This is a genomic window from Streptomyces sp. NL15-2K (assembly GCF_030551255.1).
Lineage (GTDB): Bacteria > Actinomycetota > Actinomycetes > Streptomycetales > Streptomycetaceae > Streptomyces.
In genome coordinates this window covers 3,487,509-3,511,438 of the sequence record NZ_CP130630.1, presented here as the reverse complement: position 1 = coordinate 3,511,438, position 23,930 = coordinate 3,487,509, and the positions used below count along the sequence as shown (strand labels likewise).

Here is a 23,930-nt window from a genome sequence, read left to right as displayed (position 1 = left end):
CGTGACGAGCCACCCGGCAACCGTCACCCGCTCGGCCTGGCACGACGTACCCCGCTTCCAGGTACGCCAGTTCGCGGCGATCGCGATGGCCGAGGCGCCCGCGCTCGCCGAGGAGATCATGCGCGAGATCCGCCGCGAGTACCCGCATCTGCCCGTCGTCCTCGACGAGTCGGGCGAGCCGATGGCACTGATCGGCATCCGCCGCGCCATCGAGGTCTTCGTCCAGCATCTGGAGACCGCGGAGGGCCGCCCGACGGTCCCGCCGGGCGTCTTCCAGGAGTTCGGCCGCGGCGAGGGCCTGGGCGGCCGCAGCCTCGACTCGCTCCAGGCGATCTACCGGATGGGCGTACGGCTGGCCTGGCGCCGTTTCGCCGACATCGGCCAGCGCGTCGACATCCCGCCACCGGCGATGTACGAGCTGGTCGACGCGGGCTACGAGTACCTCGACGGCCTGGTCGACCAGTCCGTACGCGGCTACGCGGAGGCGGCGGCACGGCAGGCCGGGGAACGCTTACGCCTCCAGCGCCGCCTGATGGAACTGCTGCTCGCCGAACACCACCGGGGCGACCCGGCCGACGCGCTGACCGAACGGGCCGCGCGGATCGGCTGGCCGCTGCCGCAGAAGGTCGCGGTGGGCGTGCTGCTGCGCCCGGCGCGGGAAGCGGTGGCGCCCGCGGTGGGGCAAGGGGTCCTGCTCGACATGGAGTACGAGCAGCCGCGGATGGTCGTCCCCGAGCCGGACGCCGCGGGCCGACCCGAGCTGCTGCACCGGGCCCTGACGGGCTGGGCCGGGGCGATCGGCCCGCCGGTCCCCCTCGCCGACGCCGCGAAGTCGCTGCGCTGGGCCGAGGCGGCGGTACGGCTGATGGAGCGGGACCTGCTGCCGGCGGGCGAGGTCCTGTACTGCACCGAGCACACGGAGGCGCTGGTCCTGCTCCAGCCGGAGGAACTGATCGACGACCTGACCCTGCGCTGCCTGGCCCCGCTGACCCACCGCGGCCCCACCCACGGCCGGCGCCTCGCCGAGACGCTCCTGGCGTGGCTGGAAACCAGGGGCGGGGCACCGGAGGTGGCGGCCCGCCTGGGCGTCCACCCCCAGACGGTCCGCTACCGCCTCCGCCAGATCCGCGAACTGTGGGGCGACGAGATCGACGACCCGGACCGCCGCTTCGAACTCGAACTGGTGCTGCGGGCACAGCGGTTGCGGGGGACGTTGGGGGAGACGCGGGGGCGGAAGTGAGTGGGCCCGCGGGCGAGTCCCGAAGCGGCGGCTCCTGAGCGTCGCTCCGGGCGGTGGCTGCTGGAAGCCGCTCGCCGTCTCGCCGTACTCGCCGCGGCGGATCGACGACGCTGTGATGCGCGCCGCCCACGGGCGCGGCCGGAGCGGCGGCTTCTGAGCGTCGCTCCGGGCGGTGGCTGCTGGAAGCCGCTCGCCGTCTCGCCGTACTCGCCGCGGCGGATCGACGACGCTGTGATGCGCGCCGCCCACGGGCGCGGCCGGAGCGGCGGCTCCTGGGCGTCGCTCCGGGCGGTGGCTGCTGGAAGCCGCTCGCCGTCTCGCCGTACTCGCCGCGGCGGATCGACGACGCTGTGATGCGCGCCGCCCACGGGCGCGGCCGGAGCGACGGCTTCTGAGCGTCGCTCCGGGCGGTGGCTGCTGGAAGCCGCTCGCCGTCTCGCCGTACTCGCCGCGGCGGATCGACGACGCTGTGATGCGCGCCGCCCACGGGCGCGGCCGGAGCGACGGCTCCTGGGCGTCGCTCCGGCCGTCCCGCCGCACTCGCCGGGCTGCGGGGATGGCGGCGGCGTGTGCGTCGCCCTGCGGGTGGCGGCCGGATCGTCTTGGCTGTGCGCGGGTTGTCGAGGGCCTGGGGATCGTTCGCCGCCTCGCGCGGGGTGGTGCGCGTGTGGCGGTTCGGCGACGTCGGCGTGTGCGTCGTCTCGCGGGTGGCGGCCCGATCGCCGTGGCTGTGCGCGGGTTGGTCGAGGCCCTCGGCACCGCCCGCCGCGCCGCGCTGCCGCGCACGTGAAACGACCGGGGTGCGGGGCGCGCGACGGCGCCCCGCACCCCGGTCGGATGATCGACCGGCGTCAGCAGGTCAGCGGCGGTTCTGGAAACGCACCCGCAGGCGGGGTGAGAAACGGACCGCTGCGACACCCAGCGCGGCGAGGGCGGCCGCCGCGCCCAGCATCAGGCCGATGCCGCCCGCGCCGGTGCTGGCCAGGCCGCCGCCGGTGAGCTGCGAGGAGTTGTCGTTGCCGGAGCCGCCGGTGCCGTTGCCGGAGCCGTTGCCGTCACCGTCCCCGGTGCCACCCGTGCCGTTGTCGGCGGAGCCGGTCGGGCTGGGGGTGGGCGACGCGGACGGGTCGGTCCCGACCTTCTCGACGACCTCGACGGTGAAGGTGGCGGACGCGCCGCCGCCGACCGTCGCGGTGATCGTGTACGTGCCGAGCTCGTCACCGGCGACCAGCTCCGGCGCGGTGACCTTGCCCTCGGCGTCGGCGATCTCCTGGACGCCCGAGAACTTGCCCTCGAATTCGGGGCCTTCCCAGTCGCCGCCTTCGACGCGGAAGTCCACCTTCGCGCCGACGGCCGGCTTGCCCGAGTCGGTCACCACGGCCTGCAGCGCCTCGCCGAAGGGCTGCCCCGGCTCGGCCTGCTGCTTGTCGCCCGCGACGACCTTCACCTCGTTCGCGAGGTTCTTCACGTGCACGGTGAAGTCCGTGGAGAGACCCGCTGCCGTCGCGCGGACGGTGAAGTCGCCCTTCTTGCTGCTGCTGGTGTAGATGACCGGCGTCTGCACGCGGCCCTGGGCGTCGCTCGCCAACACGACGGACGAGGTGTTCTCGCGCTCGCCGAAGTTCAGGCCCAGCTGCTCCGGGTCGTTGATCGCGAACTTCACCGAGACGCCCTCGACCGGCTTGCCGTCCTTGTCCCGGACCACCGCGGCCATCGCGGGAACCTCGTACCCCGGCTCGACGGACTGCTCTGCGGGGGTGGCCGGGCTCAGCTCGGCGGGCGCGACGGCACCCTTCCACTGGATCACCACGCGGCCGTTGCCGCCGATGAGGTTGGCGCCGCCCTCGGCGATCCCCTCGGTCTCCGGCTCCCACCCCTTCGACCAGAACGGGTCGTCCTTCGCGGGCGCCGTGTTGCGGTCGCCGCTCTCCAGGCGGGCGCCGGTCACCCGGTCGGGGTCGGCGTACCCGGTGCCGCCTCCGCCGCTGCCGCTGCCGTCGCCCCTGGGGTCGTCCGTGCCCGCGCCACCGCCGCCGCCCGCGTAACCGGCACCGCCGCCGCCACCGCCGGAACTGCCCTTGCCGCCGGCACCGCCGCGGCCGCCCGCGGTGGCGTCGGCCCCCGCGGCGCCGTTGCCCGCGGCCGCGCCGCCGGTGGCCTTGTCGGCGCCCTTGCCGCCGAGGCCCGCCTCCGAGCCGTCCTGGCCCTTCTCGCCGCCCGCGGCACCGCCGGAACCGTAGCCCCTCGTGATGCTGCCGGAGCCGCCTCCGCCGCCGGCGATCACCAGTGCGTCGCCGCCGCTGGTGCGGATGGCGCTGCTGTTGCCGCCGGGCTCGGCCCAGCCGCCCCCGCCGGCGCCGCCCAACGCGTCGCCGAACGCCTTTCCGCTGTAGTACCCGCCGACCGCGACGGACAGCGTCTCGCCGGGCGTGACCTTCAGCGAGCCCGCGGTGTATCCGCCCGCGCCGCCGGTCGCCATGCTGCTGCCCCAGCCGCCCTGCCCCCAGGCCCGCACGTCCAGCGAGTTCACGCCGGACGGGACCTGGAAGCCCGCCTTGTCGCCGGTGAAGTCGTACAGCCGGCAGCCCGTGAAGCCCGCCGTCGGCACGCACGCGCTGCCCGCGGCCTTGCTGTCCGCCGCCGCGGCCGGTACCGCTGCCCAGCCGCCCCCGGCGCCCAGCGCCACGAGGGCGACCGTCGCCGCGCCACGTCTCAGTCGGACACGACGCAGCTCAAGGGAATCCCGCTTCATCAACCACTCCATAGCTCGGGCAAGCTCCCCCCAAGGAGCTTCTGAAGGCGATCAGAGACGATCAGAGATCATCACCGATTCACCACGAGTGAGACCGCGAAGTGGAGAAAAAGGTTGTACGGGAGCGGCCGGAGCGACGGAAGTGACTCGCACGCCCATTGCCCGGGCAAACCTCTATGACTAGCCTGTGTTCGTCATGCCGATCGTCTGTTGAAATTTCGAACACAGACGCCTTAGAAACAAGGGAGGGGGCCGATCGTGGGACGCCTTGTACCTGCCGTGACCCGGGCTCTCGACATTCTCGAGCTCTTCCTCGACGGGGACGGGACGCTCTCCGCCCCCGACATCGTGCGCAAGCTGCAGCTTCCGCGCACCACCGTGCACGAGCTGGTCACCACACTCGCCGCCCGGTCGTACATCGTCCAGGTGCCCGGCCAGCCGGGACGCTACCGGCTCGGAGTGCGCCCGTACCAGCTGGGCAGCCGGTACGCCGAGCAGCTCGACGTCGCCGCCGAGGGCCAGCAGGTCGCCCGCTCGGTCGCCGAGACCTGCGACGAGACCGTGCACGTGGCGATCCTGGAGGGCACCGACGTCATCTACATCGCCAAGGTCGACTCCACGCACGCCGTACGCATGGTGTCGGCGGCCGGCCGGCGGCTGCCCGCCCACTGCACCTCCGTCGGGAAGATGCTGCTGGCCTCCCTCCCCGATCACGAGCTCAGCTCGCGCCTCCCCGACGATGCCGACCTGATCGCGATGACGCCCAACAGCATCACCGAACCGGACGCCCTGCGAGAGGCCCTGGCCGAGATCCGGCAGCGGGGCGTCGCCGTGGAGAGCCGCGAGTCCAACCCGGACGTCTCCTGCGTGGCCGCCCCGGTGCACGACCGCACCGGCCGGGTCGTCGCCGCGCTGTCCATCTCCGTGCCGATGATCCGCTGGAGCGACGAGCGCCGCGTCGAGCTCGAGCAGCTCGCCGCGAAGGGCGCCGCCGAACTGTCGGAGCGCCTCGGGCACCGGAGGGTGGCATGACGACGTACTCGTACGAGGTGGCGGTACGCGCGGAGGCGGAGCTGGGCGAGGGCCCGACCTGGGACGCGGCGGCGGGGCAGCTGATCTGGATCGACATCCTGGGCTCCCAGATCCACACATACGACCCCGTCTCGGGCCGTCGTACGTCCCGTACGACCGAGCAGCACGTCGGCGCGGTCAAGCCGCGCGCGGGCGGCGGGCTGGTCCTCAACCTCCGCGACGGCGTCGGCCTCCTCGACCCCGACGACACCTTCCGCTGGCTGCACCACGAGCCGGTCCCCGGCCGCCGCGCCAACGACGCCGCCGTCGCACCCGACGGCTCTCTGTGGGCCGGCACCATGCGCTACGACGAGGCACCGGGCGGCGGTACGCTCTCCCGTCTCACCGGAGACGGCTCGGTCGAGGTCGTCCTCGACGACGTGGCGGTGAGCAACGGCACGGGGTGGAGCCCCGACGGACGGCTCATGTACTACATCGACTCGCCGACGCGCCGGATCGACGTCTTCGACTTCACGGCCGGGCGCGCGCAGGGCCGGCGGCCGCTGGTGGAGATCGAGGAGGGCGCGGGCTTTCCCGACGGGCTGACCGTCGACGCGGACGGGTGCGTGTGGGTGGCGCTGTGGGACGGGGGAGCGGTGCGGCGCTATACGCCGGGCGGCGAGCTGGACCGGGTGATCGAGCTGCCGGTGCCTCGGGTTACGGCGTGTGCGTTCGGCGGTGCGGACCTGAGCGACCTGTACGTCACTACTGCTCGGGTGGGGCTTTCGGCGCCGCATCCTGTGGCGGGGTCGTTGCTGGTGGTGCGGGGCGCCGGGAAGGGGCTGCCGCAACCGGCGTTCGCTGGCTGAGGACAGTTGCTGCTGGGCGGGGGTAGGTCGCGCAGCCCGGCGCCAACGGGTTGCCGCCCTTCTGTGGGTCGGGAGCCGCCCCAGCGGCACGACTGCCCGCAGCCTGGCGGCGGGGTGGGGCGGAACCCGCAGCCTGACGGCGGGGTGAGGTGGTGCCCGCAGCCTGGCGGCGGGGTGGGGCGGAACCCGCAGCCTGACGGCGGGGTGAGGTGGTGCCCGCAGCCTGGCGGCGGGGTGGGGCGGAACCCGCAGCCTGACGGCGGGGTGAGGTGGTGCCCGCAGCCTGGCGGCGGGGTGGGGCGGAACCCGCAGCCTGACGGCGGGGTGAGGTGGTGCCCGCAGCCTGGCGGCGGGGCGGGGCGGTGCTCGCAGCCTCACGGTGTCCCATACGGGCGATCCGTCGGCAGCCACTTCTCGCAATCCGCGGGCATTCGTGCCGCCTAGGGCGGCTCCCGACCCAAAGAGGGGCGGCACCCCGTTAGCGCCGGGTTGTGCAGCGCCCCCGCCCCGCCCCAGCCACCCTCAGCCCTGCAACCCCGCTCGCTTGAGTTCCTCCGCCGTCAGCGGCGGTCGCCGAAGCGCCGGCTTGAGTGGGCCCACCGCCGCCGCAAGCAGAACCGACGGTGTCAGCAGCACCTCCGCCCCCCGCTCCAGCGACGTCACATCGGTCACCCGCCGGGCGATTCGGCCGTTCCCGGTAGCCGTGTACATCAGGCGGCCGACATACGCGGCCACGAGCCGGTCCCTGAGTGTCGGCCCGTTCTCCGTCGCGCCCGGGTAGAACACGTCCTGCCCGATGGCCAGGTCCCAGGCCGCCCCGACCGGCCGGGCCACCGCCTTCTGGATACGACGGGACAGTCCCGGCGCGGCCCACCCCTGACGCCGTATCGCATCCCGCAGGAGCACGGCGCTTTGGGCGGCCACCGCCAGCCCGTGCCCGTAGACCGGGTTGAACGCGGCGAGCGCGTCGCCGAGGACCGTGAAGTTCTCGGGCCACACCGGCATCCGCTCGTAGAAGTGCCGGCGGTTGACGGTCGTGCGGGTGAACGACACGTCGGACAGCGGCTCGGCGCACTCGAGCAGTTCGCCGATGACCGGATGCCGCAGCTCCTCGCGCGCGTACCGGACGAAGTCGTCGTTCGCGGTGGAGGGTTCGCCGCCACGGGTGCCGTTCAGGGTGACGATCCACCGGCCGTTCTCGATGGGCAGCAGGAAGCCCGCCCGGCCGGGGCCCTTCTCGCTTGGCTCGGGCTGCACATTGATGACCGGGAAGCCGTCCCGGGCCTGCTCGGGAGCGAGGTAGAGCCGACTCGCGTACGCCAGGCCGGAGTCGACCTCGCGACGCTCCGCCTCCGGCAGCCCGAGGGCCGTCAGCCACCGGGTCGCCCCGGAGCCGCGGCCGGTGGCGTCGACGACCATGCCCGCCTCGACGACCTGCTCGCGGTCGTCGAGCAGCCCGCGCACGCGGACCCCGGTGACGGCCGCCGAGGTGCCCTCCAGCCCCACCGCCTCCGTGCCTCCGAGCAGTTCGACCCGCTCGTCCGCGAGGACCCGCGCGCGGATCGTCGCGTCCAGCAGATCCCGCCCGGCAAGGATCACGTGGTGGGACTCGGGCCACCGCCGGAACCAGCCCCGCCCTCCCAGGGCGACGATGTCCGTCGTGACCGGCAGCCGCCGCGCCCCGGCGTCCCGGAGCGCCCCGGTGACGCCCGGCAGCAGTTCCTCCACGGCCCGTACCCCGCCCGACCACAGCATGTGGGCGTGCCGCGCCTGCGGCAGCCCCTTGCGGGGTTCGGGGCCGGCGGGCAGTTCGTCGCGCTCGACCACGACGACCCGGTCGACGAACTCGGCCAGGGCGCGCGCCGCGAGCATGCCCGTATGGGATCCCCCCAGGACTACGGCGGTTCTGGCGGGGATGGGACGGTCACTCATGCACGGACACGCTCTCTGCCGGGGCGGCCGCGCGGGCGCGGACCGCCTTGATGTCGTCGGGGCGGCGAAGGGCTTCGGACACGCCCTGGATCTCGCGCAGCAGATACGTGGTGTCCGGGGCTGAAGGGGCTGAAGGGGCTGAAGGGGCGGAACGGCCCGAAGGGTCTGAAGCGGCGGAAAGCGTGGACGGGCCGGACTCGCCGGACGGGGCGGGCCCGCGGTCGCCCCGGTCGGTCTCCGGGGACCGCTCGCGTGCCGCCGCGTCCAGGATCATCACGGCGGCGGCGACCGCCCGCGCCCGCTCGCGCTCGAAGCCGAGGGCGAGCGCCGCGTCGTACGACCGCCCGCGCAGGTCCTCGTCGAGGTGCCGGGACAGCTGGAGGAGGCCGTCGCGGATGAAGGTCTCGCGGCGGATCAGGCGCAGTTCCGATGTGCTGCGCAGGGCGACGGGCTCGCGGCTGCCCGTGACGCCCCGCATCAGCCGGGAAAGCGGCTTCAGGCTCTGGTGACGGCGGCGGACCAGCCACCGCTCCTGGAGGTACTGGCCGGCGTGCGGGACGATGAACCCGATCGCGACCAGGGTGGCGGCGATGCTCCCGGCCGACGGTGCCACGTTGGTGTTCAGCCAGTCCAGGTCGTGGCCGGTCCACCGGGCGACGACGGCCGTGAGCTTGGCCGCGCTGAAGAGCAGGTTCGTCGCGTAACCGACCCCCAGGAAGCGCAGTCCCCAGCGCAGCCAGGCGTCGAGGCCGTCCGTGCGGATCCAGTTCCAGATGAGCCTGGCCGTGATCGAGCAGGCCACCGTGTGCGCGAACAGGTAGAGCAGGATCTCCTCGCGCATGAACGGCGTGCTGGCGTAGTACGTGTCCAGGTCCCGGGTCCGCTCCACGGGGACGTCGGCGAGTGCGAAGAGCACCCACAGGGCGACGACCACGCCCGCGTAGAGGGAGACCACCCACCGGGTCACGCGGCGGGTCTGGGCCGAGCGTTCGGTGCGGCCGTTGCGCCAGGCGATGATGAGCAGCAGCCAGGACGCGGAGAGCGCGGTGAGCAGGGAGTACACCCAGGGGGCCGCGATGTTCGGCACGCCGGTGACCCGGTTGGTCCAGGCGATGGTCCCCGGGGCCGCGAAGACGAACACCGCGCAGGCGAACACCAGCAGGCCGCCGACGGCGCGCAGCAGTGGATCCCACCACAGCTTGACGATGCTGGGCAGTTTGATCGCCAGGGCGGCGGCCAGCACCACGGTCGGCAGCCAGAAGGAGATGTACATCCCGCTGAGGGACGCCGCCAGCGCGGGTGGGGAACCGGCCTCCGGCGCGAGGGCGGTGGTCACCGCGCGCCACCTCCGTGTCCGCGGTAGCCCAGGGTCCGCTGCACCGGGTCGAGGGGCGGCTCGGTGCTCCCGTCGGACATCAGGGGCCGGAAGACGGCGGCGAGACGGTGGCCGAAGTCGTCGGCCTCGGCCTCGTCCCGCGCACGGGAGCCGTCGCGGGCGGCCACGGTGAGGGCCACGTCCTTCCAGCCGGGCCGGCGGGCCAGGGCGTGCGCGGCCGCCGTACCCGCCACGTGGTGGTGGGTGTGCGCGGCGTGCATGTGCCACAACTCGTGGCCGAGGATGACCAGTTGCTGTACGGCCTCGGCCCGCTCCTCGACGATGACGAGGTCGAAGTCCTGGAACTCCACCCACAGGCCGGTCACTTCGATCTCGTCGGGGAACCGCTCGAAGCGCAGTTCCACGGGCCGTCCGCCGCGGCGGACGCTCATCTCCTCGCACAACGCCCGGCACAGCTCGCGGACGTCGGCCGGCGGCCGGGGTCTGGTGCGCAGGGCGGTGGCGAGGTCGGCCACGAGGCCGCGCATAGCCGAGCCGCGCCGGGAGCGCCGCAGCGGCGCGGCGATCCGGGCGGCGGTCCTGCGCGCGCCCGCGATGTCCATCACTCCCCCTTGTCACCGCCGTTGGAGCGGTTCGGCGGCCTCGTCCCGAGATTACTCACCCGACTGATTTCTGTTCGACCCATTGACGTTCGAGGACTTCGATTTTACGGTCCCGTTCGAAGTTACGAGCACAATTCGATATGCCGAACATCCTCGTAAGATGATCTCGAACAGTTAGGGCAGGGCATGGGACGACCTGACCTGAACCGCAGGCAACTTCTGGCCACCGCGGGCGGTTTGGCGGTCGCGGGCAGTTTCGGCTTCGCCGCCCTCGGTACGGGGGCCGACGCACTCGCGTCGAACGCCCGAACGCGCGTGCGGTACTGGAACCTCTTCAGCGGCGGCGACGGCGCCAACATGATCGCGATGCTGGACGCCTTCCGTGAGGAGCACCCCGGCATCGCGGTGAAGGACTCCACTCTCCAGTGGGGCAACCCCTTCTACACCAAGCTCGCCATGGCCGCCGCGGGCAACCGCGCCCCCGAACTCGGCGTCATGCACGTGGGCCGGGTGGCGGGCTTCTCGCCGGGCCGCCTCCTCGACCCCTGGGACGTCGACCTGCTGGCCAAGTACGGCGTGCGGCAGAAGGACTTCAAGCCGGCGCTGTGGAACCGCGGTGTCATCGACGGCAAGCTCTACGCCCTCCCGCTCGACATCCACGTACAACTCTGCTTCTACCGCAAGGACGTGCTGAAGAAGGCGGACCTGCTCGGCGACGACGGCCGGATGATCCCGGTCACCTCCACCGGCGAGTGGTTCGACGTCCTGAAGAAGGCCAAGCAGGTCCAGAAGAAGGGCCTGCAGACGATCGGTCTGTGGACCCAGGACCAGAACTTCCAGTGGTGGTTCTTCGTCGCCTTCTACACCCAGCTCGGCGGCGAGTGGTTCAACGACGCCCGCACCGAGGTCCTCTTCGACACCGACAAGGCGACCCAGGTCCTGGAGTTCCTCCGGCAGCACGTCACCGACGGCTACGTCATCCCCGGTGCCCCCACCGGCGAGCAGTTCATCAACGGCGCCCCCTTCACCTGGGAAGGCAACTGGTCCGTGCCGGTCTTCTCCGGCGCCAAGCTGGACTACGGCGCGACCCCGCTGCCGCCCGTCTTCGGCGAGCAGGCCACCCACGCCGAGTCGCACGCCTTCGTCCTGCCCCACCAGGCCGGCCGCGGCGGCGCCACCAACGAGGCCGCGCACGAGCTGGCCGCGTACGTCGTCACCCACGCCCAGCAGTGGGCGGCCGGCGGCCACATCCCCGCCTACACGCCGACCCTCTCCACGCCCGCGTACCGGAAGCTCACCCCGCAGAACGAGTACGTGAGCGCCATGGACCACCAGGCCACCGAGCCCAAGGTGTGGTTCGCGGGCTCCACCGGCGTGCTCGCCCAGGACCTCGGCCCGGTCGTCGTCTCCTCGACGATGGGCTCCGCCAAGCCCGCCGCCGTCGCGCGGACGATGAAGAACCGTCTCACCAAGCTCCTCGCCTCGAAGAACCCGATGGACGGCAGAACCGCCGCGCAGGGAGGTGCGGTCGCATGACGACCAGTGCTCAGACCGTCGTCGCGCCGGCCCGCGCGAAGACCGCGACCGCCGCCCTGACCGTCCGCCGCAAGCAGGGCTTCCAGCACGGGGGCTGGTTCATCGCCCCGTTCCTGCTGCTCTTCGCGCTGTTCGTGATCTGGCCGCTGCTGCGCGGCGTCTACCTCAGTTTCACCGACGCCAACATCTCCGGCGAGGGCGCGAGTTTCGTCGGCCTCGACAACTACCGCGAGGCCCTGCGCGACCAGGCGATGTGGGACGCCCTCGGCCACAGCGCGTACTTCACGCTCCTCGTCGTGCCGTGCATCACCGTGCTCGCCTTCCTGCTCGCGATGCTCGCGCACCACATCGAGCGCGGGAAGTGGCTGTGGCGGCTGTGCTTCTTCGTGCCGTTCCTGCTGCCGTCGACCGTCGCCGCCAACATGTGGCAGTGGCTGTTCACCCAGGGCATCGGCCTGTTCAACGAGACCCTCGGGCTCGACACGCCCTGGCTGACCGACAAGTCGTACGCGATGCTCGCCATCGTCATCCAGACCCTGTGGTGGACGGTCGGCTTCAGCTTCTTGCTCTACCTGGCCGCGCTTCAGGGCATCCCCGGCCACCTCTACGAGGCCGCGAAGCTCGACGGCGCGAACGCCTGGCACCGCATGGTCCACATCACGCTGCCGATGCTGCGCAACATCACCGGCCTGGTGATCGCGCTCCAGATCCTCGCCTCGCTCCAGCTCTTCGACCAGGCCGTCGTGATGATGGACTTCAGTCCAGGGCCGGAGCTCAGCACCAGGTCGTTCGTGCAGTACACCCTCGAACAGGGCTTCACCAGCTACCGCGTGGGCTACGCCTCCGCGATGTCCATCATCTTCTTCGTGATCATCGCAGTCATCGCCCTGGCGCGGATGTGGCTGCTGCGCAACCGTGAGGAGGGCGGCCGATGACCACCGCCGAGACGCCCGTACGCACTGTACGCACCGCACGCACCAAGTCCCGCAAGCCCTGGACGCCCAGCCAGATCATCCTCACGATCATCGGTGTCGCCGTCTCCGCCGTCTTCCTGGCACCGATCGTCGCCGCCCTGCTCACCTCGCTCAAGTCCGAGGCCGAGGCGGCCGAGATCCCACCGCACTGGCTGCCGGAGGTCTGGACGGGCCAGGCGTGGAAGGCCCTCTACGAGACCGGCAACGTCACCGACTGGTTCGTCAACTCCCTGGTGGTGTCGGTCTGCGTGACCTCCATCGTGCTGACGGTCAGCGCCCTGGCCGGCTACGGCTTCGCCCGCACCGAGTTCCGCGGCAAGAACGTCCTGCTCGGCCTCGTCATGGCGGGCCTGATGATCTCCCCGGCGGTCCTCGGCGTCCCCCTCTTCACCACCGTCCAGCAGATGGGCATGGTCGACACGTACTGGGGCATGATCCTGCCGCAGTGCGCGCCCGCCGCGATGGTCTACATCCTCTACAAGTTCTTCCAGGGCATCCCGCGCGAACTGGAGGAGGCCGCCTTCATCGACGGCGCCGGCCGCTGGCGCGTCTTCTTCACGATCGTCGTCCCGCTCGCGAGGCCGTCCCTGGCGGCGGTGGGCATCTTCACCTTCATCGCCTCGTGGAACAACTTCCTCTGGCCGTACATGGTGACCAACAACCCCGACCTGATGACCATGCCGAACGGCATCGCGACCGTCATGAACTCCTACGGCATCCAGTGGGCCCAGCTCATGGCCGGCGGCCTCATGGCGGGCCTGCCCCTGATCATCGTCTTCGTCTTCTTCCAGCGGCAGATCGTGGCGGGCGTCGCCCACACCGGTCTCGCGGGCCAGTAACTCCCCTTAAGGAGACAGGCACTTGAAGCGCCTCAGACTCGCGGCGATCCTCGCCGCGGCCGTCCTCGCCCTGCTCCCGACCACGGCCAAGGCGGACGCGACCTACCCCGACCCCCAGCCCATCACCGGCCAGCAGATCATCCACGACCCCACCGTCATCCGCCTCGAGTCCGGCGGCTACGTCGCGTACTCGACCGGCGGCATCATCGGCGCCCGCCTGTCGAAGGACACCAAGCACTGGGACGACGCGGGCAACGCCTTCGCCGAACCGCCGAGTTGGTGGTACGAGTACAACGACAAGGCCGACCCCTGGGCGCCGGACATCTCGTACCGGGCGGGCAAGTACTGGCTGTACTACGCGGTTTCGTCCTGGGGCACCAACCACTCCGCGATCGGCGTCGCCACCTCCCGGACCGGCCTCCCCGGCACCTGGACCGACCACGGCAAGGTCTTCACCTCCGAGACGACCGACTCCTGGAACGCCATCGACCCGGCGATCATCAGGGCCGACGGACGGCTGTGGATGTCGTTCGGCTCGTACTGGACGGGCATCCGGATGGTGGAGCTGAACCCGTGGACGGGCAAGGCGGTGCCGGGAGCCACGGTCCACCACCTGGCGACCCGCCCGGACGCGCCGTACGCGGTGGAGGGCCCGTACGTGGTCAGGCACGGCCGCTACTTCTACCTCTTCGCGTCGTACGACGCGTGCTGCGCGGGCGTGAACTCCACGTACAAGATCAAGGTAGGCAGATCAACGAAGATCACCGGCCCGTACACCGACAGCACCGGCAAGCCGATGCTGGAGGGCGGCGGCGACCTGTTGCTGGAGGGGCACGGCAGGTACATCGGCACGGGCGGCCAGTCGGTCTTCCGGGACAGAGGCCAGGACTGGCTGGCGTACCACTACTACGACGCGCAGGACGAGGGCACGCCGAAGCTAGGGCTGAACAAGCTGAGCTGGAAAAAGAGCGGCTGGCCGGGTTTGCCTTAGGGGCGCGGGGCCGTATCAATTTGCGGCTCCGCCGCGTGGGCGCGACCAGCCCCCACGCACCAGCAGCCGCCAGCGAACAGAACCACGCACCTCGAAAGGCGCACATGCAGACCGCACGCTTCACCCTCGACCCCGCCTTCACCATCGGCGAAGTCAACCCCCGTATCTTCGGCTCCTTCGTAGAACACCTCGGCCGCTGCGTCTACACCGGCATCTTCGAACCGGACCACCCCACCGCAGACGACAAGGGCCTGCGCCAGGACGTACTGAACCTCGTCCGCGAACTGGGCGTCACCGCCATCCGCTACCCGGGCGGCAACTTCGTCTCCGGCTACAAGTGGGAGGACTCCGTCGGCCCCGCCGAGGCCCGCCCCCGCCGCCTCGACCTCGCCTGGCACTCCACGGAGTCCAACCGCTTCGGCCTCTCCGAGTACATCGACTTCCTCCGCAAGGTCGGCCCCCAGGCCGAGCCCATGATGGCCGTCAACCTCGGCACCCGAGGCGTCGCCGAGGCCCTCGAACTCCAGGAGTACGCCAACCACACAGACGGCACCGCCCTGTCCGACCTCCGCGCCGGCCACGGCGACAAGGACCCCTTCGGCATCAAACTCTGGTGCCTCGGCAACGAGATGGACGGCCCCTGGCAGACCGGCCACAAGACGGCCGAGGAGTACGGCCGTATAGCCGCCGAGACGGCCCGCGCGATGCGCCAGATCGACCCGAACGTCGAACTCGTCGCCTGCGGCTCCTCCAGCCAGTCCATGCCGACGTTCGCCGAGTGGGAGGCGACGGTCCTCCAGGAGACGTACGACCTCGTCGACTACATCTCCCTGCACGCCTACTACTGGCCGCAGGACGGCGACATCGACTCCTTCCTGGCCTCCGCCGTCGACATGGAGTCCTTCATCGAGAACGTCGTCGCGACCGCCGACCACGTGGGCGCGCGGCTGAAGTCGAAGAAGCGGATCAACCTCTCCTTCGACGAGTGGAACGTCTGGTACCTGCCCAGGTGGGAGGAGCACGCCAAGAACATCGACCAGCGGGACTGGCCGGAGGCCCCCCGCCTGCTGGAGGACAACTACAGCGTCACCGACGCCGTCGTCTTCGGCTCCCTCCTCATCGCCCTGCTCCGGCACGCCGACCGCGTCACCGTCGCCTGCCTCGCCCAGTTGGTCAACGTCATCGCCCCGATCATGACCGAGCCGGGCGGCCCGGCCTGGCGGCAGACGACGTTCTTCCCATTCGCGCAGGCCTCGCAGTACGGCCGCGGCGAGGTCCTCGACGTCCGCGTCGACTCGCCGACGTACGACACGAAGAAGTACGGCGAGGCCGACCTGCTGCACGCCACGGCCGTACGCGCCGAGGACGGCACGGTCACCGTCTTCGCGGTCAACCGCGGCCGGACCGACGCGCTGCCGCTCGAAGTCGGCCTGAACGGCCTCGACCTGACGTCGGTCGTCGAGCACAGCGCCCTCGCGGACGCCGACCCGGACGCCCGCAACACGCTCGACGACCCCGAGCGGGTCGCCCCGCACACGGTCGAGGGCACCGCCCTGAAGGACGGCACCCTGACCGCCGTACTGGAGCCGCTGTCCTGGAACGTGATCAGGCTGTCGTAGTCGGTTCCGCCGTCACCGCTCGATGCGGATCTGGGCGGGCGGATACGGCGAGGAGGACGTCGTACCGACCGCCCAGTAGCCGCCGCCCGAACCGGGCACGCGCGCAAGGGAGCTGAGGAGAACCGGGGTCGTCGAGGCAGGACCACGCTCGCTCACCCAGGCCGCGCCGTCCCACCGGAGGTAATGGGCCCGCGTCTGGTCCCAGAAGTCCCAGCCGCTGATGCGGTCGGGCCGGCCCTGCTCGTCGGCGACGATGCCGGTCAAGCTGCCGACGCCGAAGGGCTTGGCGACGTCGGTCCAGGTGCTGCCGTCGCCGTGCAGCAGCGTGACCCCTGGCGGTTTGCCGGGCGGGCCGCCGACACCATAGGCGTAGCCGGTGAGCCAGATGTCGTCGTCGGCGACGGGGAGCAGGCCGGTCACGGTGGCGCGGATGCCGCCGGGTGCGGGCAGCTCGGTCCACGTGTCGCCGTCCCAGCGGGCGACGAGTTCGCTGCCGTAGACCCACACGTCACCGCACCGCGTACGGCACAGGCCCGACGGCGTGGCGGTGGCCCCGCTCGGGAGCGGTGGCAACCACGTCCAGCGGCCCCGGTGGCCGTGCAGCAGCACGGAGCCGTCGCTGTTCCGGCCGGAGAACCAGACGTGGCCCTTGGGGCCGGTGGTGACGCCGGTGAGGGAGGTCCCGGCCGTCCCGCGTCCGGGGAAGTCGGTGTCCTGCCAGGTCTGCCCGTCCCAGGCGAGGAGCCGTGCGGCGCTGGTCGCCGCCCCGCCGACGGCCCAGGCGGAGCCGTCGGAGGCGCCGGCGACGGCCCACAGCGAGCCGGTCAGGCCGAGGTGACCGAGGCCGGTACGCGTCCACGCCGCGCCGTCCCAGACGAGCGCGAGAGGCGTGCCGCGGGTGGCGCCGTCAAGGCCCTCCTCGCCCACGGCCCAGGCGAGGTCGGGGCCCGCGGCGGCCACGTCGATCAACTGGGCGGCCGGCGTCGCCTCGGGCGCCGGGACGGCCTGCCAGTCGTGGGGTTCTGCGACGGCCGGGGCGGCCCAAGCCGTTCCGCCGCTCGCCGAGGCCAGGCCCAGCCCGGCCCCGGCACCTACTAATCCGCTGATGAAACGCCGTCTTCGCACGGGGTTCCCCCTTCGTCTTCGGCGGTCTGGGGAAATACGGTTCACCAGCCCGCCGGAGAAGGCAATGCACGGGACGGGCCGTTCGGTCATACCGCTTCCACGGGCACTCCTCCCGCCGCGCTCCCCAGCAGTGTCAGCCGTACATCCCGCGGACCGGACGGTGTGGTCCCGTCGGACAGGACCGCCAGAGCCAATGTGTTGGCCCCACGTGTGCGGAGGATCCCGTTCGGCAGGACGAAGGTGTGCTGCGGGCCCACGTCATTGATGTACTGGCCCAGGTTCCAGCCGTTGAGGAAGATCTGGACGCGGTAGGCGCGGGCCGGGTCGTCCTCCAGGACGAGCCCGATCGAGGCGTCGACACCACCCTCCACGGCCGGCTTGAAGGTCGTCCGGTACCAGGTCACGCCCTGCCGGACGTCGGCCCGGGGGAGGCCGACCGTCTCCCAGTCGCCGTCGGCGAACTCCGGCAGGTGCCAGCCCTTCCGCTCCCCGTACAGCCCGCCGTTGTTCAGCGGCCCGCGCACGGGATCGGCCGCCGCCTCGCCCTGCAAGCGCCAACTCACCTTCGGTGAGGCGCCCTTGAAGGTGACCCCCGTCAGCCCGCGCGCCGCCTCGTACGTGTCGCGCGCCATCCGCCGGACGAGAACGGACAGGACGCGCTCGGAGCCGCGCTCACGCAGCTTCTCGGGCACGGAGAACGTGGCGGTCGCCGCCCAACTGCCCTGCCGTACCGTGCCGTTGTCCGGCACCGGCATCCGGTGCGTGCCCAGCGGCTCCCCGTCCAGCCATGCCATCAGCAGCCCCTGCGTACCGGTGCTGTAGGCGAGGGAGACGGACTCGAGGTCATCGGCGTCCGTGAGGCGCCCCCGGTACCAGACGTCGCCGTAGTGGAAGCCGTGGTCGTCCGCGAGGAGTACGGGCTTTTCGGCGACCGTCCAGTCCGAGTCGTCGAAGTCCGGGGCGGACTCGGGGTTCTCGGTCCGCCGCCGCCAGCCGCCGTCCAGCGCGGGCAGCGGCACCGGGCGTACGCCGGGCAGGAGCTGCTCCACCAGCAGGCTGCCGCTGGCGCTGGGCCGCGTCCGCAACGGGCGCTGGTTCCAGGTGACCTGGCCGATACCGCGCGGCCCCCACACCTCCAGCCCGGTCTCTCCGACCGTGTCCCCGGTCACGTGCGCGGTGCCGCCGCGCAGGGTGACGTCACGCACCAGCGCCGGGCCGTACACCAGCACCGAGCCGGAGGGGGTGTCGTAGGGCCACAGCCGCAGGGTGGTGGCGTCGTCGGCGAAGAGCAGCAGCAGCGGCCGGTCGCCCCCGCCGCCCTCGACCAGGACCCGGGTCAGTCCGCCGGCGCCGAGCGGAGCGTTCACCCGCAGCACGCCGCGGTCGTACGCCCACGCACCCTCGGCGTCCATCCGGGTCGTCGTCGGCTCGTCCGGACAGTCCAGCGCGATCTGCGCCATCTCGCCGCGCGGGCCCGCGAACACCGCGATGTCCTGCCGCCCGGCGGTCAGGCACATCATGGGCTGGACGGTGCAGTACCTCAACTTCCGCTGCCCCAGGGGCAGTCCGGTCGCCAGCAGACGGGCGTCCCGGGGCGGGACGGTGACCGGCACGTCGAAGTCGGTGCCGGGCAGCGTCGAGGTGACCTTGTCGGCGCTGTCGTTGCGCAGGACGTACACGTGGGCGTCGGTGTCCGGGTTCCTCAGATGGTAGACCTTCAGCCGGCCGTCCGAGGGCTTGACCGCCGCCGCCCGGCGCAGCTTGGCGAAGTCCGGCTGGCGTTGCAGCAGGTGCCCGATCTGGTGCATCGGGGTGAGCTTCGCCGTCGGCCTGCGGCCCTCGTCGATGGCCGCCCCGTAGTCGTACGACGTGTAGACGTCCGGCGCGGGCAGCCAGCCCCACGAGGTGCCGCCGAAGGTCATGTAGGCGTTGTGCAGCGGGCTGCCGGTGGCGAGGTCGGTGAGGTGGGAGCGCCGCTCGTACGCCGCGTCCCGGACCCGCCGCGACTGCGCGTACCCCTTGCCGCCCCACGGATCGGGCCGCCCGTCCCTGCTCCTCCACTGGTCGCCGTGGAGGAGCGGGACGTCGATGCCGTCGGCGCGCGCCTTGCTCCGGAACCGGTCCTCGAGTTCGTACAGCAGGACCGTGCCCCTGCCCTTGGTGAACAGATGGCGGGCGGCGATGGCGTTCACCCGCGTCAGCCACTCGTCGGCGTGCGACAGATAGGCCGGATCGGCGGTGCCCGGCCGGCCCTCGGTGGCCGTCAGCCAGCCCGGGAAGCCGCCGTTGTCGATGTCCGCGTCGATGTACGGGCCGGGCCGCAGGATCACGTACAGGCCGGTCTCGGTGGCCGTCCGCAGGAACAGGTCGAGGTCGCGGACGCCCGTGAAGTCGTACTTCCCGGGTGCGGGGGAGTGGTGGTTCCACGGCACGTAGGTGCTCACCGCGTTGTGGCCGTGCGCGCGCATCTTCTGCAGCACGTCCCGCCACAGCGACGGGCTCGGCAGCCGGAACGGGTGCATCTCGCCCGACCACAGCACCAGCCGCTTGCCGTCCACGAGCAGCGAGTACCGGTCGAAGCCGACCGTGTGCCCGAGCCCGTCCGCGGTCGGCGGACCCGGCGCGGGGCCGGTGGGCACGCCGCGGGACGAGGAGGCGTCCGTCGGAGCCCCGCCGCTGCCGCCCAGCGCGAAGCCGAGCGCCGTGGTACCGGCGAGAGCGCTGAAAGTACGTCTGCTGAGCCCCAAGGGAGCGCCTCCTGTGTTGCCTGTTCGTCCCGCGACCGCCCGTGGTGGGTCATTCTGTACGGCCGGACACCGCACAATTGTCATATGAGGATCTCGGCGCGGGCGGACTACGCGGTACGAGCGGTGCTGGAGCTCGCCGTACGGCAGGACGACGGACCGGTGAAGGCGGAGACCATCGCCACCGTCCAGGACATTCCGCACAAGTTCCTCGAGGGGATCCTCGGCGATCTGCGGCGCGGCGGCGTCGTCGACAGCCGACGCGGCGGGGGCGGCGGCTACCGTCTCGCGCGCGAAGCCTCGACGATCACGGTAGCGGACGTGATCCGGGCCGTCGACGGCCCCATCGTCTCGGTGCGCGGCGAGCGCCCCACGGGCCTCGCCTACACCGGGACCGCACAGCCGCTGCTGCCGCTGTGGATCGCGCTGCGCGCCAACGTCCGCCGGATCCTGGAGGGCGTCACGGTCGCCGACCTCGCGGCGGACGCCCTGCCCGAGCCGGTACGGCGGCTGGCGGCGGAGCCGGCGGCCTGGGACAACCCCTGAGGACGCTGTGAACGGGCCGCTGTGAATGGCCGGAGAGCGACCTGGCCGCCCGGGGTGGGGCTGCGTACGCTGCGAGCGCTCCGGCCTTCACGGTTTCTTCATGTTTCTCTCGTGGGCCGGGGTGCGTACGTACGTCTGTTTGACATGTGCATGACCGAGTTCAGTGTGCGCATGCCTGTATCCACCCCCCACTGAACGGATGGGAGAACCATGGCCGGTGGCCTGCTCCTCGGCGGCGCGATCGCCGCGCTCCTCACCACCGCCCTGCCCGCGCAGGGCCCCTCCTCCGGGTTCGACGACCCGCCCCCGGACAAGATCGTCATCAAGGTCGCCACGGTGAACGGCTCGGGCTGCCCGCAGGGCACGACCGCGGTCGCCGTCTCCGAGGACAACACCGCCTTCACGGTGACCTACAGCGACTACCTCGCCCAGGCCGGCGGCGACTCCGACCCCACGGCGTCGCGCAGGAACTGTCAGCTCAGTCTGATCGTCCACGTACCGCAGGGCTTCACGTACGCCATCGCCAGCGCGGACTACCGGGGCTACGCCATGCTCCAGCCGGGGGCGAGCGCGGTGCAGAGGGCCTCGTACTACTTCCAGGGCTCTTCCGGCACGGTCTACAAGACCCACAACTTCGCCGGCGCGTACAACGACAACTGGCAGGCCACCGACACCACGGACTGGGCCCAGCTCGTCTACGCGCCCTGCGGGGTCCAGCGCAACTTCAACATCAACACGGAGCTCCGGGTCAACGCGGGCACCCAGTCGCCCGGCAAGGTCAGCTTCATGACCATGGACTCGACCGACGGTGACATCAGCACGACGTACCACATGGCCTGGAAGGAGTGCCCGGGCAAGTGAGAAAGGGGGCCGCCCGCCTGGCGGGCGGCCCCTCCCGGCGGGGTCGGTCAGGGTAGCGTGAAGTAGATCATAAGGAATGAAGGGGATGAAGGGGGCGAAGGGGTGGAAGGGGTGGGAAGAGTGCGAGGGCCACATTACGAAAGGGAGTGCGCATGGCGCTGACCGCGCGCGTCGAGAAACGCATCGTCAAGGACTTTCCCGGGCGGGACGGCCGGGTCGTGGGGGAGCTCCTCGCCGAGCTCGTGCATCACCTGACCGAGAGGGGTGACAGGGAGGACAAGGAGCGCATCGCCGCCGCCACGCTCCTGTGCGGCCGGGGGAGGGTGGACCGCCTCCTCGACGCGGTACAGCTGGCCAAGGAGGACTGGCGGGACGTCCTGGTGGGGGCGGGGCTGGCGGACCCGGACTGGAGGCAGCGGCTGGAGGTGGACTTCGGCCCGGATTCTTAGCTGGGGCTGCGCGGGCCATTGACGCGCAAGGGGTTCGATTCTACGGTCCCGTCCGAACACGCGATCACTGTTCGAAATGACGGACAATCAAACCCCCACACCTGCAAGGAGCGCCAGCGTGAGCCGCACCTCCCGCAGAACCGTCCTGCTCGCCGTCCCCACCGCCTTCCTGCTCGCCCTCATCCCGAGTACGGCGTCGGCGTACCCCAACCCCGGTCGTGTCACCGGCTCGGTCGTCACGCACGACCCCACGATGATCCGCACCTCGTCCGGACAGTACCTGCTGTACGCCACCGGCGGCGGCATCAGCAGCAAGACCTCCGGTGACCGCACCGCCTTCAGCGCCGGCGCCGACGCCTTCGGCACCAGGCCGAGCTGGTGGCGGAACTACTCCTCCGTCCCGGAGGCCTGGGCGCCCGACATCTCGTACCACGGCGGCAAGTACCTGATGTACTACTCCGTCTCGAAGTTCGGCTCGAACACCTCCGCCATCGGGCTCGCCACCTCCAGCACCGGGCAGCCGGGCAGCTGGACCGACCAGGGCACCGTCTACACGTCGAGCTCGTCCAGCGACTACAACGCCATCGACCCGAACCTCTTCGTCGACAGCGACGGCAAGTGGTGGCTGTCGTTCGGGAGTTGGTGGACCGGGATCAAGATGATCCAGATCAATCCGTCCACCGGGAAGCAGCTCTCGAGCAACACCACCCGCTACTCCCTCGCCTCCCGCCCGACCGGAACCAAGGCCGTCGAAGCGCCCTACATCGTCAAACGAGGCAGCTACTACTACCTCTTCGCCTCCTACGACACCTGCTGCAACGGCACCAGTTCGACGTACAAGGTGAAGGTGGGCCGGGCGACCAGCGTCACCGGGCCGTACCGCGACAAGAACGGCGTCTCGATGATGAACAACGGCGGGACGCCCGTCCTGGAGTCCCACGGCAGCGTCATCGGCCCCGGCGGGCAGTCGATCATGAACGACGCCGACGGCGACCTGATCGTCTACCACTACTACGACGGCAACGACAACGGCACCCCCAAGCTCGGTATCAACCTTGTCAACTGGACCAGCGGATGGCCCGTGGCGTACTGACCCTGCTGGCAGCGCCGCTCGCGAACGTGCTGGCTGCCAGCAGTGGGTCAATCGGCTCGGTGCTCAAAGTGCCGGGCTTGCACAACGGGCATCACTGGCGGTGATGCTGCGTTTGCGTCCAGCCCCGCCTCGGCGCGTACGCTCCGGTGGTGGGGCAGGGGCCGTTGACTGCGCCCCGCGTCGCCACAACTCCCACGCGCGGGCGCGGATGTTGCGGGAGCCATTCCGATCGGCATGATCAACGAATCCGCACGACCGGCACGCGAACCAGGCCTGTGAGACCCGGTTCGCTCTGTCGATGTGCCCGCACTCGGCGCAGGTGCGGGACGTGTACGCCGGATCGACGTATACCACCGGTACCCCCGCCCGGCGGGCTTTGTACGCGATGAACGCCCCCAGCTGGGCAAAGGCCCAGCTGGAGTGAGTGGCCCTCCCCCACTGCCTCAAGGGCGTGGGAGGTACCCCCAGGCTTGCGAAGCCGTACCCGCTCGCGGATGCCCGTCAGATCCTCCAGGGCGATACCGCGACCGGTGCGTTCCGCCTCGGCCACCACATGCTTCGCGATCTTGTGGTTGATATCCTTCGCCCGCCGCGCCTCTTTGCGTCGCCGCTTCTTCAGCCGACGCTTGGCGGACGGTGTGTTCTTCTTCTGCAGCTTCTTTCGCAGGCCTCGCTCGCGGATCCTGACTCGGTTGAGTTCGCGCCCGGCCATGATCTCGCCGTCGGACGTGGTGGCGATGTTCACAATGCCCAAGTCGACACCGAGGAAGTCCACCGGAGTCATGTTCAGAGGCTCTTCAGGCACCTCACAGGTGGCCAGTAGAAACCACACGCTGTCCCAGCAGACGAGGTCGGACTCACCCTTGCGATAGAGCGCCAGTGTGGTCAGTTGCTCAGGCGACGCGGTGAACCTTACGTCCTTCATCCGTCCATCGACCGTCCAGATCGAAACACGCCGCTCAGCGTACTGCCAGGACAACATCCGGTCGTCGTACGGCTGCGCGCCCTCAGGCCGGAAGACGATCGGCTTCTCTATTGCCTTGCGGTACCGCTTCGAGCCTGGCCTGCCCAGATTTCCCGCCCTCAGGTTCGCTCGCAGTGTCGTGTACGCGTTACACGTCTTTTTGATCACATGCTGGGCTGCCTGCGAACCCAGCCGCCACCGCGTCTTGGCCTGGTCATATGTGAGCTTGCGTAGCGCGAAGTTGTTTTTCACATCGTTTTCGAAGGCAACCTCGCTCGTCCAGGAGGCTGCCTCGTTGCAGGCGCGCAGGGTTGCCTCAAGTGCCGCCGCCTGATCGGGCGTTGGCAGCAGCTTCACCTGCACCACCAGCTTCATAGTCACTTACCGTATGCAACTGTCCGAGTCGTCGTGGCATGTTCGAGATCATTCGCCCGATCGGGTGAAAGA

At 71.0% G+C, this 23,930-nt stretch carries 18 protein-coding genes and 1 pseudogene; 12 read left to right on the top strand and 7 right to left on the bottom strand.

Annotation, left to right across the window (positions count from 1 at the left end; genetic code table 11):
• Position 1: 1 nt before the first annotated feature.
• Positions 2-1,240: a helix-turn-helix domain-containing protein gene (locus tag Q4V64_RS15410; protein WP_124442549.1), complete on the top strand. Its 1,239-nt coding sequence runs from the start codon at positions 2-4 to the stop codon at positions 1,238-1,240.
• Between the two features lie 859 nt (positions 1,241-2,099).
• Here the strand turns inward: Q4V64_RS15410 and Q4V64_RS15405 are convergent.
• Complete coding sequence (locus Q4V64_RS15405) at positions 2,100-3,992, bottom strand: glycine-rich protein (RefSeq protein ID WP_124442560.1); 1,893 nt, start codon at positions 3,990-3,992, stop codon at positions 2,100-2,102.
• 258 nt (positions 3,993-4,250) lie between these two features.
• On the opposite strand from Q4V64_RS15405, the gene Q4V64_RS15400 reads away from it, so the two are divergent.
• Together Q4V64_RS15400 and Q4V64_RS15395 are read left to right on the top strand one after the other, a co-directional pair.
• Positions 4,251-5,024 (top strand): IclR family transcriptional regulator, encoded by a 774-nt coding sequence (locus tag Q4V64_RS15400; protein ID WP_124442561.1) that lies wholly within the window; start codon positions 4,251-4,253, stop codon positions 5,022-5,024.
• Positions 5,021-5,872, top strand: a complete 852-nt coding sequence (locus tag Q4V64_RS15395) for an SMP-30/gluconolactonase/LRE family protein (protein ID WP_124442562.1) — start codon at positions 5,021-5,023, stop codon at positions 5,870-5,872. The genes Q4V64_RS15400 and Q4V64_RS15395 overlap by 4 nt, the downstream gene beginning before the upstream one ends.
• Before the next feature lie 522 nt (positions 5,873-6,394).
• On the opposite strand, the gene Q4V64_RS15390 is transcribed toward Q4V64_RS15395, so the two are convergent.
• Genes Q4V64_RS15390 through Q4V64_RS15380 form a run of 3 tightly spaced genes read right to left on the bottom strand, consistent with a single transcriptional unit; the run spans position 6,395 to position 9,742 of the window.
• Positions 6,395-7,804 (bottom strand): pyridine nucleotide-disulfide oxidoreductase, encoded by a 1,410-nt coding sequence (locus Q4V64_RS15390; protein WP_172629388.1) that lies wholly within the window; start codon positions 7,802-7,804, stop codon positions 6,395-6,397.
• On the bottom strand, positions 7,797-9,077 hold the full coding sequence (locus Q4V64_RS15385) for an MAB_1171c family putative transporter (RefSeq protein WP_124442708.1): 1,281 nt from the start codon (positions 9,075-9,077) through the stop codon (positions 7,797-7,799). Before Q4V64_RS15385 ends, Q4V64_RS15390 begins: the two co-directional genes overlap by 8 nt.
• Before the next feature lie 59 nt (positions 9,078-9,136).
• On the bottom strand, positions 9,137-9,742 hold the full coding sequence (locus Q4V64_RS15380; RefSeq protein ID WP_172629389.1) for a toxin-antitoxin system, toxin component family protein: 606 nt from the start codon (positions 9,740-9,742) through the stop codon (positions 9,137-9,139).
• Between the two features lie 186 nt (positions 9,743-9,928).
• Between Q4V64_RS15380 and Q4V64_RS15375 the strand changes: the two genes are divergently transcribed.
• The 5 genes from Q4V64_RS15375 to Q4V64_RS15355 all read left to right on the top strand — a co-directional run bounded on the left by Q4V64_RS15375 (position 9,929) and on the right by Q4V64_RS15355 (position 15,701).
• On the top strand, positions 9,929-11,278 hold the full coding sequence (locus Q4V64_RS15375; protein WP_124442563.1) for an extracellular solute-binding protein: 1,350 nt from the start codon (positions 9,929-9,931) through the stop codon (positions 11,276-11,278).
• A complete protein-coding gene (locus Q4V64_RS15370) occupies positions 11,275-12,213 on the top strand; it encodes a sugar ABC transporter permease (RefSeq protein WP_124442564.1) in 939 nt (312 codons plus the stop codon). Before Q4V64_RS15375 ends, Q4V64_RS15370 begins: the two co-directional genes overlap by 4 nt.
• A complete protein-coding gene (locus Q4V64_RS15365) occupies positions 12,210-13,091 on the top strand; it encodes a carbohydrate ABC transporter permease (RefSeq protein WP_124442565.1) in 882 nt (293 codons plus the stop codon). Before Q4V64_RS15370 ends, Q4V64_RS15365 begins: the two co-directional genes overlap by 4 nt.
• Positions 13,092-13,113: 22 nt before the next feature.
• Positions 13,114-14,082 (top strand): arabinan endo-1,5-alpha-L-arabinosidase, encoded by a 969-nt coding sequence (locus tag Q4V64_RS15360; protein WP_124442566.1) that lies wholly within the window; start codon positions 13,114-13,116, stop codon positions 14,080-14,082.
• A 104-nt stretch (positions 14,083-14,186) separates the two neighbouring features.
• Positions 14,187-15,701 (top strand): alpha-N-arabinofuranosidase, encoded by a 1,515-nt coding sequence (locus Q4V64_RS15355; RefSeq protein WP_124442567.1) that lies wholly within the window; start codon positions 14,187-14,189, stop codon positions 15,699-15,701.
• A gap of 12 nt (positions 15,702-15,713) precedes the next feature.
• Here the strand turns inward: Q4V64_RS15355 and Q4V64_RS15350 are convergent, their stop codons facing one another.
• Positions 15,714-16,826, bottom strand: coding sequence for a hypothetical protein (locus Q4V64_RS15350; protein ID WP_124442568.1), 1,113 nt, complete (start codon positions 16,824-16,826; stop codon positions 15,714-15,716).
• An 86-nt stretch (positions 16,827-16,912) separates the two neighbouring features.
• Entirely contained in the window at positions 16,913-19,573 is a 2,661-nt protein-coding gene (locus Q4V64_RS15345) for a beta-galactosidase (protein ID WP_124442569.1), read from the bottom strand.
• Positions 19,574-19,657: 84 nt separating this feature from the next.
• On the opposite strand from Q4V64_RS15345, the gene Q4V64_RS15340 reads away from it, so the two are divergent.
• From Q4V64_RS15340 to Q4V64_RS15325, 4 genes are all read left to right on the top strand, one after another.
• Positions 19,658-20,116: an Rrf2 family transcriptional regulator gene (locus tag Q4V64_RS15340; protein WP_124442570.1), complete on the top strand. Its 459-nt coding sequence runs from the start codon at positions 19,658-19,660 to the stop codon at positions 20,114-20,116.
• A gap of 210 nt (positions 20,117-20,326) precedes the next feature.
• Positions 20,327-20,977 carry a DUF4360 domain-containing protein gene (locus tag Q4V64_RS15335; RefSeq protein WP_124442571.1) on the top strand — a complete coding sequence of 217 codons (651 nt, stop codon included), beginning with the start codon at positions 20,327-20,329 and terminating at the stop codon, positions 20,975-20,977.
• 152 nt (positions 20,978-21,129) lie between these two features.
• Entirely contained in the window at positions 21,130-21,426 is a 297-nt protein-coding gene (locus tag Q4V64_RS15330) for a hypothetical protein (RefSeq protein WP_124442572.1), read from the top strand.
• Positions 21,427-21,502: 76 nt separating this feature from the next.
• A complete protein-coding gene (locus tag Q4V64_RS15325; protein ID WP_253267200.1) occupies positions 21,503-22,519 on the top strand; it encodes an arabinan endo-1,5-alpha-L-arabinosidase in 1,017 nt (338 codons plus the stop codon).
• A gap of 63 nt (positions 22,520-22,582) precedes the next feature.
• On the opposite strand, the pseudogene Q4V64_RS15320 reads toward Q4V64_RS15325, so the two are convergent.
• Positions 22,583-23,858 (bottom strand): annotated as a pseudogene (locus Q4V64_RS15320) (transposase).
• Between the last annotated feature and the right edge of the window lie 72 nt (positions 23,859-23,930).